The following is a 14903-nucleotide window of genomic DNA, read 5'->3' as shown; positions in this document are numbered from 1 at the left end:
GATGGTCACCAACTTGGTCAACGTCGAAGCCGTCGGCAAGGTGTACGGCACCCGTGCGCTGCTGGACGGCGTGTCCCTCGGGGTCAACGAGGGGGACAGGATCGGCGTCGTCGGCCGGAACGGGGACGGGAAGACCACGCTCATCCGGATCCTCGCCAAGCTCGAACCCGCCGACGACGGCCGCGTCACCCACGCCGGGGGCCTGCGTCTCGGCGTGCTGACCCAGCACGATTCGCTCGACCCCGCCGCCACCGTCCGGCACGAGGTGATCGGCGACCTCGCCGACCACGAGTGGGCGGGCGACGCCAAGATCCGGGACACCCTCACCGGGCTGTTCGGCGGGCTCGACCTGCCCGCCTTCCCGCAGGGCCTGGACACCGTCATCGGCCCGCTGTCCGGCGGCGAGCGCCGCCGCATCGCGCTCGCCAAGCTGCTGATCGCCGAACAGGACCTGATCGTCCTGGACGAGCCGACCAACCACCTCGACGTCGAGGGCATCTCCTGGCTGGCCGGACATCTGCGGGCCCGCCGCTCGGCGCTGGTGGTCGTCACCCACGACCGCTGGTTCCTCGACCAGGTCTGCACCCGCATGTGGGACGTCCAGCGCGGCGCGGTGCACGAGTACGAGGGCGGCTACAGCGACTACGTCTTCGCCCGGGCCGAGCGCGAGCGCATCGCCGCCACCGAGGAGGCCAAGCGGCAGAACCTGATGCGCAAGGAGCTGGCCTGGCTGCGCCGCGGCGCCCCGGCCCGCACCAGCAAGCCGCGCTTCCGCATCGAGGCGGCGAACGCGCTGATCGCGGACGTCCCGCCGCCGCGTGACAGCGCCGAGCTGATGAAGTTCGCCAACTCCCGCCTGGGCAAGACCGTCTTCGAGCTGGAGGACGTGACCGTCACCGCCGGGCCGAAGCTGCTGCTCAAGCATCTGACCTGGCAGCTGGGCCCCGGCGACCGGATCGGCCTGGTGGGCGTGAACGGCGCGGGCAAGACGTCGCTGCTGCGCGCCCTCGCCGAGGCCGCGCGGACCGAGGGCGAACAGCAGCCCGCGGGCGGCCGGATCGTCGTCGGCAAGACCGTCAAGCTCGCGTATCTGTCGCAGGAGGTCGCCGAACTCGACCGGAACCTGCGCGTCCTGGAGGCCGTCGAGCAGGTGCGGCAGCGCGTCGACCTGGGCAAGGGCCGGGAGATGACCGCCTCGCAGCTGTGCGAGAAGTTCGGCTTCACCAAGGAGAAGCAGTGGACGCCGGTCGGCGATCTGTCCGGCGGTGAGCGGCGCCGGCTGCAGATCCTGCGGCTGCTGATGGACGAGCCCAATGTGCTGTTCCTGGACGAGCCGACCAACGACCTGGACATCGAGACCCTGACCCAGCTGGAGGACGTCCTCGACAGCTGGCCGGGTTCGCTCGTGGTCATCAGCCACGACCGGTACTTCCTGGAGCGCACCACCGACCGGGTGCAGGCCCTGCTGGGCGACGCCACGCTGCGCATGCTGCCGCGCGGGGTGGACGAGTACCTGGAGCGGCGGCAGCGGGCGCTGGCCGCGGCGGCGCCCCAGGCCGGCTCCGGCAACTCCGGCAGGCAGAAGGCCGCGGAGGCGGCGCCGTCCGGCGGGCAGCGGTCGGCGGCCGAGCAGCGGGCCGCGAACAAGGAGCTCCAGAAGATCGAGCGGCGGCTGGACCGCATCAGCGAGCAGGAGTCCACGCTGCACGCCCGGATCGCCGAGGACGCCACGGACTTCGCCCGGGTCGCCGAGCTGGACGCCAAGCTGCGGGAATTGGCGGGGGAGCGCGACGAACTGGAGACGCGCTGGCTGGAACTCGCCGACGACGCGTGAGCAACGGTCGCGTCACGGGCCGGTCTCAGCTGCTCAATGAGTTGGCGACCGGTCCGTGGCTTGTCATGACCGGGTGATACAAAGAACTCCCGCCTTGCCCTGCTGCTCACCGGCGGGTCGCATGTCCGATTCACTCCATCCTGGTGGACCTTGGCAACGAACGCCGCCGGGATAGCGGGGGAGGCCGAGTCGGTCCATGGGCTCGCGCACAGAGGAATACCCATGTCACAGCCGCCTCCGCCGCCGAATCAGCCGCCGCAGGGCGGCTTCGGCACGCCGCAGGAGCCGAGTTACGGCTATCCGCAGCAGCCGCCCGTCGCGCCTCCGCCGCCCCCCGGCCCGCCGCCGCAGCCGCCGCAGACGCCCCCGCAGGGCGCGGGCGGTTACGGCTACCCGGGGCAGTCGGTGCACACGGAGCCCACCCAGGTGGGCACCCCGAACCCGTACCAGCAGAGCTATGGCCAGCAGCAGTACGGGCAGCAATTCGGCCAGCAGTCCTACGGTCAGCAGCAGTACGGCTATCCGCCCCAGCCGCAGTACCCGGGCGGCCCGGGCCAGGCCGGCGGCCCCGGCGGCGGCCGGTCCAAGCAGCGGATGACGGTCATCGTCAGCGCGGTGGTCGCGGTCGCGCTGGTCATCGGCGGCGGCATATGGTTCGCCACCAGTGGCGACGACGACACCGACAACCAGGCCAAGGACAAGCAGAGCAGCCAGGGAAGCACCAGCGGCGGCACCGGCGGCACCAAGAACAAGCCCGCCCCCAAGACGGTCAACGCCCGGCTGATCAACAAGCTCCCCATGCCGAAGGTCGACGACCAGGTCACGGTCGACGGCATGTGGACCACCGACGACACGTTCGTGAAGGCCGGCGTCAACAAGATCGACGGCTATCCGCTGGACGGCGGCGCGGCGAAGTGGTCGATCCCGCTGGCCGGCGCGGTCTGCTGGTCCTCGGAGCACGTTTCGAAGGACGGTCTGACGGCGGTCCTCTACCAGGAGGCCAAGCCCTCCAAGGAGGACAAGTACCCCAGCTGCAACCAGGTCGCGCTGCTGGACCTGAAGAACGGCAAGATGCGCTGGCACCGGGACGTCACCGAGGGGGACGAGAAGGTCTCCTTCGACGAGGTGACCTACGGCGGCGGTACGGTCGCCGCGGGCGGCACCAGCGGCGGCGCGGCCTGGTCGACGGCGGGCAAGGAGCTGTGGAAGCCGAAGTCCGAGGACGACTGCGAGGACCGCGGGTACGCCGGCGGTGGCACCAAGCTGGTCGCGGTGCGCCAGTGCGGTGAGTACGACAACCCGCAGCTCCAGGTCCAGACGCTGAACCCGAAGACGGGCGCGGTGAAGTCCGCGTACAAGGTGTCGCAGGGCATCGACTACGTGCACATCGCGTCCACCGACCCGCTGGTGATCGGGGTCGACGCGGGCGACTCGACCGGCTCCGGGGTCTCGGACTACCTGTCCATCGACGACAGCGCCAAGACCGGTACGGTGCGCGCGAAGATCAGCACCGAGAACGGCAAGTACCAGGCCAAGTGCCCCTCGACCAGCGTCGAGGGATGCCGCCAGATCGCCATCAGCAAGTCGGCCGACACCCTCTTCCTGGGGTCGGAGGACCGCAACAGCTACGACAGCACCACCACCGCCAACGAGATCGTGGCGTTCAGCCTGGCGACCGGCAAGCCGGTCGGCAAGGCGGACGGCGTCAAGCGCGCCGCGATGACCCCGCTCGGGCTCGACGAGGACGGCTTCGTGCTCGCCTACCAGGAGAGCACCTACGACGAGGGCGGCGCCGTCTGGCGCATCGACCCCACGTCGTACGAGAAGACGAAGCTGCTCCAGAACCCGGGCGACACCGGGGAGATGGAGGCGAAGTTCAGCCCCACCTACTCGGGGATGATCTACGCCAACCAGCGGCTCTACATGAGCACCGTCTACGCCGACAAGCCCTCCGGCTCGTACGACAAGGACGACCCGCTGGCCCTCATCTTCGGCGGCAGCTGACCGCACCGGCGCACGCCTTGGAACGGCCCCGCCCGTACTCACCGTATGGGCGGGGCCGCCGCCGTTTTTCTCCATGATCGAATCCGCCCGCCAGGCAGGCCACATCGGTCTGTTTCGGACGCCAATCCGATGTCAAGTAGGCGTAGACAGACGGGATTTCGGCATTCCGGGGGGCTTCTCACGGGTAAGGGGCGCGCGACGTCGAACAAGCGTGTAGCTTCCCGGGGCAAAGGGGGGAAACTCATGGGTGTGCGACTCATGGTGGTCGACGACCACCGCCTGCTCGCGGAGGCCCTCGCCTCGGCGTTGAAGCTGCGCGGGCACCGGGTGCTCGCCGCGGCCGCGCCGAGCGCGGGAGCGGCGGAGCTGGTGGTGAGCCGGGCACCGGAGGTGTGTCTGCTGGGGACGGCGACACCCGCCGATCCGGGCGTGTTCGAACCGGTCGTGCGGATCAAGAAGGAGCGGCCGCAGGTCGCGGTGGTGGTGCTCGGCCCGGTGCCGAACCCGCGCGGCATCGCCGCGGCGTTCGCCGCGGGCGCCGCCGGTTACGTCCGGCACGACGAGCGGATCGAGGGCGTCGAGCGCGCCATGATGAAGGCGCGCGCGGGCGAGGCGGCGGTGGCCCCGCAGCTGTTGCAGGGGGCGTTCGCGGAGCTGCTGAACCCCGCGGCCCAGCCGGACGACGAGGGGGCCCGGCTGCTGCGCATGCTGACCCCCCGCGAGATCGAGGTCCTCATGCGGGTCGCGGAGGGCGAGGACACCCGGCTGATCGCCGCGGGCATGGGGATCGCGCCCAGCACGGCGCGCACCCATGTGCAGCGGGTGCTGATGAAGCTCGGCGTGGGGTCGCGGCTGGAGGCGGCGGCGCTGGCGGCGCGCACCGGCCTGCTGGACCGGGCTGCGACGCGCCGCACCTCCTAGTGCCGCGTCAGCCAAGGTTCACCCCGGCAAACCTTGACTGACGCGGCACCAGATCACTCTTCCGCGTACCCGGGCCGCGCGGGGCCCTGCTCGGGGGCGGGGTGCGGGGCGGGCAGCGGCCTGAGCTTCCTCCACAGCAGGAAGAGCAGGCCGAGGACGAGCATGCACACGCCCGTCCACAGGTTGATGTTGATGTTCTCGGCCTTCTTCAGGTCCGCGTCGGAGGCGGTGATACCGGCGATCGTGACAATGATCCCGTAGATCACGAACAGCCCGCCGATGATGCGCCGCACGTCGAAGAGCCGGGCCGCGGTCGCCGACTTCCCCTCCAGCTCCTCGACCTCGCGGCTGTACTCGTAGTCGTCACTCATGGCGCGGGTTCCTTATCCGCAGGAGGGTCACAGGGAGAACGGGATGTAGCACAGGGCCGCGAGGACGATCGCGCTCCAGCCCAGCAGCGCGGGCCGCCGGTACCAGGCCTCGTCGCCCGGCGCCGCGGGTTCGGCCAGGCCGGGGGCGGTGGTTCCGTAGACCAGACCGGCCAGCGACTGCTCCGGCTTGGGCTTGGTGAACGGGGTGATCGCGACCATCACCACCCCGCCGACCACGAACGCCACGATGGCGGAGACGAAGTTGGCGCCCTGGTCGCTGGGGATGGAGATGACGCCCTCCTTGTAGAACCAGAAGTAGTTGATCATCGCGGCGACGGTGCCGGAGAGCAGCCCCCAGAACCCGGCCGGGGCGGTGGCCCGCCGCCAGAACATGCCGATGATGAAGACGCAGAACAGCGGCACGTTGAAGAACGAGAACAGGGTCTGCAGATAGTTCATGATGTTGCTGAACGAGGACGCGATGAACGCCGTCCCCATCCCGGCCAGGACGCCGATCGCGGTCACCACCCGCCCCGTCAGCAGGTAGTAGTCGTCCCTGCGGCCCTTCCTGACGTACGCCCGCCAGATGTCGTTGGTGAAGACCGTGTTGAAGGACGAGACGTTGGCCGCCATGCCCGCCATGAAGGCGGCGAGCAGCCCGGTCACCGCCACGCCCAGCACACCGTTGGGCAGCAGTTCGCTCATCAGCAGCGGGATCGCGTCGTTGTACTGCAGACCGCTCTTGGTGGAGCCGATCTTCGGCGCGATGACCAGGGCGATCAGCCCCGGGACCACCACGATCAGCGGGATGAACATCTTGGGGAAGGCGGCGATCAGCGGGGTGCGCTGGGCGGCCGAGAGGTTCTTGGCGGACAGCGCGCGCTGCACCTCGGCGAAGTTGGTCGTCCAGTAGCCGAAGCTCAGGCAGAAGCCGAGACCGAGCACGATGGTCAGCCAGTTGGCGCCCAGCGGGTTGTCCGAGCCGATGCCGGTGCCGCCCCAGGCGGAGGTGAAATTCCGGCCGTGGGACGCTTCGAGGGAGTCCTTGAGCCCGCCGAAGCCGCCGACCCGCCTGAGGCCGACGACGGTGAGCGGGATGAGCGCGGCGAGGATGACGAAGAACTGCAGCACCTCGTTGTAGATCGCCGAGGAGAGCCCGCCGAGGGTGATGTACGCGAGCACGAACAGCCCGGCGACGACGATGGCCACCCACTGCGGCCAGCCGAGCAGCGCCTCGACGACGATGGCCATCGCGTAGAGGTTGACGCCCGCGATCAGCACGGACGCCACGGAGAAGATGATCGAGCTGAGCAGGTGCGAGGACGGCCCGTAGCGGTGCAGCAGGAATTCGGGCACCGACCTGACCTTGGAGCCGTAGTAGAACGGCATCATCACCAGGCCGAGAAAGACCATGGCCGGAATGGCGCCCACCCAGTACCAGTGCACGGTGTAGACGCCGTACTGGGCGCCGTTGGCCGCCATTCCCAGGATCTCCAGGGCGCCCAGATTGGCGGCGACGAAGGCGAGACCGGTGACCCACGCGGGCAGGGACCGGCCGGAGAGGAAGAAGTCCAGGCTGGTCTTCACACTGCGTCTGGCGGCGAATCCGACGCCGAGCACGACGGCGAAGTACAGGATCAGGATCGTGTAGTCGAGCGCGTTGGTGGGGAGCCGTAGACCTGCTGCCAGAAGGTGCATAAATCACAATCCTGCTCTATTCGGACGCCTTCCTGGTGCATTGACGTCACTGTTGACTTGTGATTCATTATGTTTAGTTGTGTTGGGTGGAGTGGACAGGAGCTGGCGGACGTGAAGAAGACGGCGACGCGGCTCGCGGACGGACGCGAGCTGATCTACTACGACGCGCGCGACGACGCGGTGCGCGACGCCGTCGACCAGCGGCCGCTGGACCCCATATCGACCCGCTCCGAGGTCCGCCACGACCGCCTCCTCGGCGACGACGTGGCCGTCGCCTCCCACCGCCAGGGGCGCACCTACCTCCCGCCGGCCGACGAATGCCCGCTGTGCCCCTCGCGCGACGGGCGGCTCAGCGAGATACCCGCCTCCGACTACGACGTCGCCGTCTTCGAGAACCGCTTCCCCTCGCTGGCCGGTGACGCGGGGCGGTGCGAGGTCGTGTGCTTCACCTCCGACCACAACGCCTCCTTCGCCGACCTCACCGCCGAACAGGCCGCCCTGGTGCTCGACGCCTGGACCGACCGGACCGCCGAGCTGGCCCGACTCCCCTCCGTCGAGCAGGTGTTCTGCTTCGAGAACCGGGGCAGGGAGATCGGCGTCACCCTCGGCCATCCGCACGGCCAGATCTACGGGTATCCCTTCCCGACGCCGCGTACCCGGCTGATGCTCCGCTCCCTCGCCGAGCACCGTGAGCGCACCGGTCGGAATCTGTTCGATGATGTGGTCGCCGATGAGCGGTCCGACGGACGGCGCGTCGTGCTCGACGGCGAGCACTGGACCGCCTTCGTCCCGTACGCCGCGCACTGGCCCTACGAGGTGCACCTCTACCCCAAGCGCCGGGTCCCGGACCTGACCGCGCTGGACGACGGCGCGCGCACAGAGTTTCCACAGCTGTATCTGGAATTCTTGAAGCGCTTCGACCGGATCTTCGGGGAAGGGGAGCCGCCGACGCCGTACATCGCCGCCTGGCACCAGGCGCCGTTCACGGCGGACGACCGCGACGATTTCGCGCTTCACCTCGAGCTTTTCACCATCCGCCGCACTTCCGGCAAGCTGAAGTTTCTCGCGGGTTCCGAATCCGGCATGAATGTGTTCATCAATGATGTGCCGCCGGAGGCCGCGGCCGAGCGACTGCGAGAGGTAGCGAGCAAGTGAGCAATGCGCAGCAGAAGAAGTACCTGGTCACGGGCGGTGCCGGTTATGTCGGCAGCGTGGTCGCCGCGCATCTGCTGGAGGCGGGCCACCGGGTGACGGTCCTGGACGACCTGTCCACCGGGCACCGCGAGGGCGTTCCCGAGGGCGCGGAGTTCATCGAGGGCCGTATCCAGGACGCGGCCAAGTGGCTCGACGCCTCGTACGACGGCGTGCTGCACTTCGCGGCGTCCTCGCAGGTCGGCGAGTCCGTCGTCAACCCGGAGAAGTACTGGGTCAACAACGTCGGCGGGACCACCGACCTGCTCGCGGCGATGCGGGACGCCGGGGTCCGCACCCTCGTCTTCTCCTCCACCGCCGCCACCTACGGCGAACCGGACGAGGTCCCGATCACCGAGGACGCCGCGACCGCGCCGACCAATCCGTACGGCGCCACCAAGCTCGCCGTCGACCACATGATCAGCGGGGAGTGCGCCGCGCACGGCCTGGCCGCGGTCTCCCTGCGGTACTTCAACGTCGCGGGTGCCTACGGGGCGTACGGCGAGCGCCACGACCCCGAGTCGCATCTGATCCCGCTGGTGCTCCAGGTCGCGCAGGGCCGCCGCGAGGCGATCTCGGTCTTCGGCGACGACTACCCGACCCCCGACGGCACCTGCGTCCGCGACTACATCCACGTCGCCGACCTGGCCGACGCCCATCTGCTGGCGCTGGGCGCGGCGGCCCGCCCGTCTCCCACCGCCACCCTCGACGGAGGCGCCGCGCGCCGCGGCGTCGATCCCGGTGAGCACCTGATCTGCAACCTCGGCAACGGCAACGGCTTCTCCGTCCGCGAGGTCATCGAGACCGTGCGCCAGGTCACCGGCCACCCGATCCCCGAGGTCGTCGCCGGCCGCCGGGGCGGCGACCCGGCCGTGCTGGTGGCCTCGGCCGAGCGCGCCAAGGAGCGCCTGGGCTGGCGGCCGAGCCGCGCGGACCTGAAGGGCATCGTCGCGGACGCGTGGACGTTCGCGCAGCGCACGCACTGAGCGGCGGAAAGGCGCGGCCGCCCGGCCGCGGCCGGAACACAAGGACAGGGGACAGCGAGTGAGCGACGTGACGGCGGGGTTCCGGGAGGTCTACGGGGCCGATCCGGTGGGTGTGTGGGCGGCGCCGGGCAGGGTCAACCTGATCGGTGAACACACCGACTACAACCACGGCTTCGTGATGCCGCTCGCCCTGCCGCACACCTGCCTGGCGGCCGTCTCGCCGCGCACCGACGGGGTGCTGCGCGTCCACTCCGGGGACGCCCCGGGCGGGGTCGTCGAGCTGCGCGTCGAGGAGCTGGCCCCGGTCACCGCGGGCGGCACCGGCGGCGACCGGGGCGGCTGGGCGGCCTACCCGGCGGGCGTGGTGTGGGTGCTGCGCGAGGAGGGGCTGCTCTCCGGCGCGGCGGCCGGCGGGGCGGACCTGCACTACGCGTCCACGGTGCCCACCGGTGCCGGGCTGTCCTCGTCCGCCGCGCTGGAGGTGGTGACCGCCACCGCGCTCAGCGAGCTGTACGGGCTGGGCCTCACCCCGCAGCGGGTCGCCCAGCTGTGCCAGCGCGCGGAGAACCAGTTCGTCGGCGTGCCCTGCGGGATCATGGACCAGATGGCCTCCGCGTGCTGCAGCGAGGGTCATGCGCTCTTCCTCGACGCCCGCGACCTCACCCAGCGGCAGGTGCCGTTCGACCTCGCGGCGGAGGGGCTGCGGCTGCTGGTCGTGGACACCCGGGTCAAGCACGAGCTGGGCGACGGCGCGTACGCCAACCGGCGCGCCGCGTGCGAGTCGGCCGCGCGGGCGCTCGGCGTGCCCGCGCTGCGCGAGGTGCCGTTCGAGACCCTGGACGCGACCCTCACCACCCTCGCCGACCTCGGCGAGGACGACACCGTGCGCCGCCGGGTGCGCCATGTGGTGACCGAGAACCAGCGAGTGCGGGAGGTCATCGAGCGGCTGGACGCGGGCGACACCCGGGCCATCGGGCCGATCCTGACCGCCGGCCACGCCTCGTGCCGCGATGACTTCGAGATCTCCTGCGCCGAGCTGGACCTCGTGGTGGAGTCGGCGAACGCGGCGGGCGCGCTCGGTGCGCGGATGACCGGCGGTGGCTTCGGTGGCTCGGCGATCGTGCTGGTCGAGGTGGCGGACGCGGACGCGGTGGCCAAGGAGGTCACCGAGGCCTTCGCCGCCGCCGGACACCGGGCCCCGCGGATCTTCCCGGCGGTCCCGAGCGCGGGCGCCCGGCGGCTGTAGGAGGCCGGGGGCTTCTCCCCCTCCCCGCCCCCTCGGGGCCCTCGCTGCCTTCGGCCGTTGACCGATCAGTTTCCGCCGTTCTTGGTTCACTTACTCCCCAAGACCGAACACAAAGACCACCGTAATCAGGCGAGGCCGGGCAGTTTCGCTCATTCGCTCCGGATGTCGAAGGCCGGTCGTACGCTGAGCAAAGCGTCGGTGGGGGCCGACGTGTATCAGGGGGCGAGACAGTCAGGTACGACGCCCGGGGCGGGGTAGCGATCTCAGCACGGCGGCGGCCGTGCGGTTGCGGTGATCCCTTCCCGGGCGCCGTACCCGTACTGGTTCTCGGGGTATCCGGGTGTATCCGGCGACGTGGGGGGTTCCGTGGCACGTATTCGGGTTCTGGTGGTCGACGACCATCGCATTTTCGCCGAGTCACTGGCCGCCGCCCTCGCGGCGGAACAGGACGTGGACGTGGCGGCGGCCGGAAGCGGCCCGGCGGCGCTGCGCTGTCTGGAGCGCGGAGTGGCCGAGGGGCGCCGCTTCGACGTTCTGCTGATCGACGCCGATCTGGGCTCGCTGGCCGGGGGGCCGATCCACGCCCCGCAGCCCGCACCGGTCGAGGCGGCCCATGGCGGGGCCCTGGGCGCGGGCCCGCCGCGCGCCGTCAACGGGCGGTCGGCGGACGGCATAGCCCTGGTCGGCGGCGTGCGCACCGCCCAGCCGGGGGTGCGCACCGTGGTGCTGGCCGAGCGCGACGACCCGCGCCGGGCCGCGGCGGCCCTGCAGGCCGGGGCGTCCGGCTGGGTGGCCAAGGACTGTTCGCTGGTCCGGCTGCTCGCCGTGATCCGGGGCGTGCTGCGCGACGAGACGCATCTGCCGCCCGCGCTGCTCACCGGCGTGCTGCGGGAGCTGACGGCGGCCCGTAAGCACCGCACCGAGAGCGAGCGGCTGGTCGAATCGCTGACGCCGCGTGAGCGGGAGGTGCTGCGCTGCATGGTGGCCGGGCTGGGCCGCAAGGCGGTGGCCGAGCGGCTGTTCCTGTCCCCGCACACCGTCCGCACCCATATGCAGAACGTGCTGGGCAAGCTGGGCGTGCACTCCACGCTGGCCGCCGTGGCGCTGGCCCGCCGGGCGGGCGTCGGCCCGGTCGACCTAGCCGGGGAAATTGTCGAACGGGGCGGTCAGCTGGCGTAGCAGCGCCGCCAGTTCGGCGCGCTGCGCCTGGGACAGCTCGGCCAGGATGGCCCGCTCGTGATCCAGCAGTCCGGCCAGCGCCTGGTCGGCGCGGTCGCGCCCCTCCGCGGTGAGCCGGACCAGCACCCCGCGCCGGTCACTGGGGTCGGGCAGCCGCTCGACCAGGCCCTTCTTCGCCAGCCGGTCGATGCGGTTGGTCATGGTGCCCGAGGTGACCAGCGTCTGGGTCAGCAGCTGCCCGGGGGACAGCTGGTACGGGGTCCCGGCCCGCCGCAGCGAGGTCAGCACGTCGAACTCCCAGGACTCCAGCTGGTGCTCGCTGAAGGCGATCCGGCGCGCCCGGTCCAGATGGCGCGCGAGCCTGCTGACCCGGCTGAGCACTTCGAGCGGTTCCACATCGAGGTCGGGGCGTTCTCGACGCCACGCCGCCACCAGCCGATCGACCTCGTCCTCCATGGCGATCAGTGTAGTAGGTCTGTCGACATGAAGTCTCTTGACATCAAGAGATGCTCTGGAGGACGGTAAGGCCTGCTCGTACCGACCGTACCCGCTCAAGGGGCTCCGCCATGCGTACGTCACCCAACTGGGACCCGGACCAGTACCTCCGCCACTCCGGGCACCGCGCCCGCCCGTTCCGCGATCTCATCGCCCGGATCCCCGCGCTCCCCGCCGAACCCGGCCGCCCGCCCCGCATCGCCGACCTCGGCTGCGGCCCCGGCAACGTCACCGTCCTCCTCTTCGACCGCTGGCCCGACGCCCACATCACCGGCCTCGACAGCTCCGCCGAGATGCTCGGCCAGGCCCAGCCCCTCGCCGGGCCCACCGCCGGCGGCGGCCGCCTGGACTTCCGCACCCTCGACGCGCTGCGCTGGGAGCCGGACGAGCCGTACGACCTGATCGTGTCCAACGCCGCGCTCCAGTGGATGCCGGGCCACGCCGACGCCTTCCCCGCCTGGCTCGCCGCCCTGCGCCCCGGCGGCACCCTCGCCTTCCAGCTCCCCGGCAACTTCGGAGCCCCCAGCCACACCCTGCTGCGCGACCTGTGCGCCGCCCCGCACTGGCGCGACCGCCTCGCCGACGCCCCGCGCAGCCCCGCCTCCGCCCTGGAACCCCTCGACTACCTCGACCGGCTCACGGCGCTGGGCTGCGAGGCCGACGTCTGGGAGACCACCTACCTGCAGATCCTCACCGGACCCGACCCCGTCCTCGACTGGACCAAGGGCACCGCCCTGCGCCCGGTCCTCACCGCCCTCGCCGACGACCCGGCCGCCCGCGACCGCTTCCTCGGCGAATACGCCGCCCTGCTCCGCGAGGCCTACCCGGCGGCCCCGTACGGCACGGCCTTCCCGTTCCGCCGCGTCTTCGCCGTGGCCCGCAAGCCCGACTAAGGGCTGTCCCGTCATCCCCAGCGGGCTCCCGACGCCAGCTACGGTCACTCGCCGCGTTGTCGGGATCGCCCGAGTACGACCCGGTACGAGGGCGCCCCTCCGCCTTGCGATTGACCGCATCCGACGCCGCTCGCTGACCCACTGGGGATGACGGGACAGCCCTTAGACCTTGCGGTGGCCTATCAGCCGCGGCTTCTGCTCCAGGCCGTCCAGACCGTGCCAGGCCAGGTTCACCAGATGCGCCGCCACCTCGGACTTCTTCGGCTTGCGGACGTCCAGCCACCACTGGCCGGTCAGCGCCACCATCCCCACCAGGGCCTGGGCGTACAGCGGGGCGAGCTTGGCGTCGAAGCCGCGGGCCTTGAACTCCAGGCCCAGGATGTCCTCCACCTGGGTGGCGATATCGCTGATCAGCGAGGCGAAGGTGCCCGTCGACTGGGCGACGGGGGAGTCACGGACCAGGATCCGGAAACCGTCCGTGTACTCCTCGATGTAGTCCAGGAGGGCGAACGTGGCCTGCTCGCACAGCTCGCGCGGATGACCCGCGGTCAGCGACGTGGTCACCATGTCCAGCATCCGCCGCATCTCCCGGTCCACCACGACCGCGTACAGCCCCTCCTTGCCGCCGAAGTGCTCGTACACCACCGGCTTGGACACCCCGGCCTTCGCCGCGATCTCCTCCACCGAGGTGCCCTCGAAGCCCCGTTCGGCGAAGAGCGCCCGACCGATGTCCAGCAGCTGCTCCCGGCGCTCCTTGCCGGTCATCCGCACCCGGCGGGGCCGCCGGGGGCCGGATCCTGAGGGCCGGACGGCCCGGGCCGCCCGGTCCTTGCTGCCGCTGGTATTACTGTCGGTCTCCACGCCCTCTATCATGCCGCTTCGGCGGGGGCCTCTTTACGGCGGGAGTCGATACGGTCCGGGCTCGGCCACCGGACGTCATATGCCCAGCCCAGCTTCTCGAACCAGCGGATGATGCGGGCGCTGGAGTCCAGCTGGCCCTTCATCACCCCGTGCCGGGCGCACGTCGGATCGGCGTGATGCAGGTTGTGCCAGGACTCGCCGCACGAGAGCACCGCGAGCCACCACACGTTCCCGGACCGGTCGCGCGACTTGAACGGCCGCTTGCCCACCGCGTGGCAGATCGAGTTGATCGACCAGGTCACATGGTGGAGCAGCGCCACCCGGACGAGCGAGGCCCAGAAGAACGCGGTCGCGGCCCCCTGCCAGGACCAGGTCACCAGGCCGCCGATCACGGCGGGCAGCAGCAGCGAGACGACCGTCCACACCACGAACTGGCGGGAGATGGTGCGGACCGCGCTGTCCTTGATCAGGTCCGGCGCGTACTTCTGCTGCGGCGTCTGCTCCTCATCGAACATCCAGGCGATATGCGCCCACCACAACCCCTTCATCAGGGCCGGCACCGTCTCCCCGTACCGCCACGGCGAATGCGGGTCCCCCTCCGCGTCGGAGAACTTGTGGTGCTTGCGGTGATCGGCCACCCAGCGCACCAGCGGCCCCTCGACCGCCAGCGAACCCGCGATCGCCAGCGCGATCCGCAGCGGCCGCTTCGCCTTGAACGAGCCATGGGTGAAATAGCGGTGGAAGCCGATCGTGATGCCGTGGCAGCCGATGTAGTACATGATCACCATCAGCGCCAGGTCCAGCCAGCTCACCCCCCAGCCCCAGGCCAGGGGGATCGCCGCGATCAGCGCGACGAACGGGACGGTGATGAACATCAGCAGGGTGATCTGTTCGATGGAACGCTTGCTGTCCCCGCCCAGCGTGGCGGAGGGAGGCGGGGTCTCCTGGGCCTTCGGCGCGTCGTGGGCCACGTCGGGGCTTGCAGTCATGGGATCCCTCGTGGGGCTCGGGGGCTGGGCTACGGATCCGTAACCTACGGCGACGTAAGTATGGCAGGGCCGCGAACCGGGGCAAGAGGCCTCTGGCATCCCCCAAGGGGGTGCCGCCTATCCTGGGGACGTCGGACAGCGCGGTCCGCACATGGCCGAAAGCACCGGGTGCGGGCCCTGCGGCGCCAGCCGCGCGGGGCACCACCCCGCTAGGAACCCCCGTTCACTGCAAGGA

At 70.8% G+C, this 14903-nt stretch carries 13 protein-coding genes; 8 read left to right on the top strand and 5 right to left on the bottom strand.

All coding sequences use genetic code 11. The features are described from left to right. Window position 1 precedes the first annotated feature (1 nt). The 3 genes from ASC60_RS08715 (at window position 2) to ASC60_RS08705 (ending at window position 4759) form a co-directional block, all read left to right on the top strand. A complete protein-coding gene (locus ASC60_RS08715) occupies window positions 2–1834 on the top strand; it encodes an ABC-F family ATP-binding cassette domain-containing protein (protein ID WP_055548488.1) in 1833 nt (610 codons plus the stop codon). Window positions 1835–2056: 222 nt separating this feature from the next. After that, entirely contained in the window at window positions 2057–3838 is a 1782-nt protein-coding gene (locus tag ASC60_RS08710; RefSeq protein ID WP_055548486.1) for a hypothetical protein, read from the top strand. 243 nt (window positions 3839–4081) lie between these two features. Next, on the top strand, window positions 4082–4759 hold the full coding sequence (locus ASC60_RS08705) for a response regulator transcription factor (protein ID WP_055548485.1): 678 nt from the start codon (window positions 4082–4084) through the stop codon (window positions 4757–4759). A gap of 53 nt (window positions 4760–4812) precedes the next feature. On the opposite strand, the gene ASC60_RS08700 is transcribed toward ASC60_RS08705, so the two are convergent. Beyond that, window positions 4813–5130 carry a hypothetical protein gene (locus tag ASC60_RS08700; protein ID WP_055548483.1) on the bottom strand — a complete coding sequence of 106 codons (318 nt, stop codon included), beginning with the start codon at window positions 5128–5130 and terminating at the stop codon, window positions 4813–4815. A 27-nt stretch (window positions 5131–5157) separates the two neighbouring features. Beyond that, window positions 5158–6828 (bottom strand): sodium:solute symporter family protein, encoded by a 1671-nt coding sequence (locus tag ASC60_RS08695; protein ID WP_055548480.1) that lies wholly within the window; start codon window positions 6826–6828, stop codon window positions 5158–5160. Between the two features lie 111 nt (window positions 6829–6939). On the opposite strand from ASC60_RS08695, the gene galT reads away from it, so the two are divergent. The 4 genes from galT (at window position 6940) to ASC60_RS08675 (ending at window position 11430) form a co-directional block, all read left to right on the top strand. Beyond that, the gene (galT, locus tag ASC60_RS08690) at window positions 6940–7983 is read left to right on the top strand and encodes a galactose-1-phosphate uridylyltransferase (protein WP_055548478.1); all 1044 of its coding nucleotides are present in this window, start codon (window positions 6940–6942) and stop codon (window positions 7981–7983) included. Beyond that, on the top strand, window positions 7980–9005 hold the full coding sequence (galE, locus tag ASC60_RS08685) for a UDP-glucose 4-epimerase GalE (protein ID WP_055548476.1): 1026 nt from the start codon (window positions 7980–7982) through the stop codon (window positions 9003–9005). The genes galT and galE overlap by 4 nt, the downstream gene beginning before the upstream one ends. 58 nt (window positions 9006–9063) lie before the next feature. Continuing rightward, a complete protein-coding gene (galK, locus tag ASC60_RS08680; RefSeq protein ID WP_055548474.1) occupies window positions 9064–10251 on the top strand; it encodes a galactokinase in 1188 nt (395 codons plus the stop codon). 366 nt (window positions 10252–10617) lie between these two features. After that, window positions 10618–11430: a response regulator transcription factor gene (locus ASC60_RS08675; protein WP_055548472.1), complete on the top strand. Its 813-nt coding sequence runs from the start codon at window positions 10618–10620 to the stop codon at window positions 11428–11430. On the opposite strand, the gene ASC60_RS08670 is transcribed toward ASC60_RS08675, so the two are convergent. Next, window positions 11389–11886, bottom strand: coding sequence for a MarR family winged helix-turn-helix transcriptional regulator (locus tag ASC60_RS08670; RefSeq protein ID WP_055548471.1), 498 nt, complete (start codon window positions 11884–11886; stop codon window positions 11389–11391). The genes ASC60_RS08675 and ASC60_RS08670 overlap by 42 nt on opposite strands. A gap of 110 nt (window positions 11887–11996) precedes the next feature. Between ASC60_RS08670 and ASC60_RS08665 the strand changes: the two genes are divergently transcribed. Next, window positions 11997–12818, top strand: coding sequence for a trans-aconitate 2-methyltransferase (locus tag ASC60_RS08665; protein ID WP_055548468.1), 822 nt, complete (start codon window positions 11997–11999; stop codon window positions 12816–12818). 162 nt (window positions 12819–12980) lie between these two features. Here ASC60_RS08665 and ASC60_RS08660 read toward each other — a convergent pair whose 3' ends face one another. After that, a complete protein-coding gene (locus ASC60_RS08660) occupies window positions 12981–13691 on the bottom strand; it encodes a TetR/AcrR family transcriptional regulator (RefSeq protein WP_055548467.1) in 711 nt (236 codons plus the stop codon). After that, window positions 13688–14668 (bottom strand): fatty acid desaturase, encoded by a 981-nt coding sequence (locus ASC60_RS08655; RefSeq protein WP_055548465.1) that lies wholly within the window; start codon window positions 14666–14668, stop codon window positions 13688–13690. The genes ASC60_RS08660 and ASC60_RS08655 overlap by 4 nt, the downstream gene beginning before the upstream one ends. Window positions 14669–14903: the final 235 nt, after the last annotated feature.

It is taken from the genome of Streptomyces sp. NBRC 110028 (assembly GCF_001417735.1).
In the GTDB taxonomy this organism is placed as follows: Bacteria; Actinomycetota; Actinomycetes; order Streptomycetales; family Streptomycetaceae; genus Streptomyces.
The sequence above is the reverse complement of the archived record's forward strand: the minus strand, read 5'-3'. Positions and strand labels throughout refer to the sequence as shown.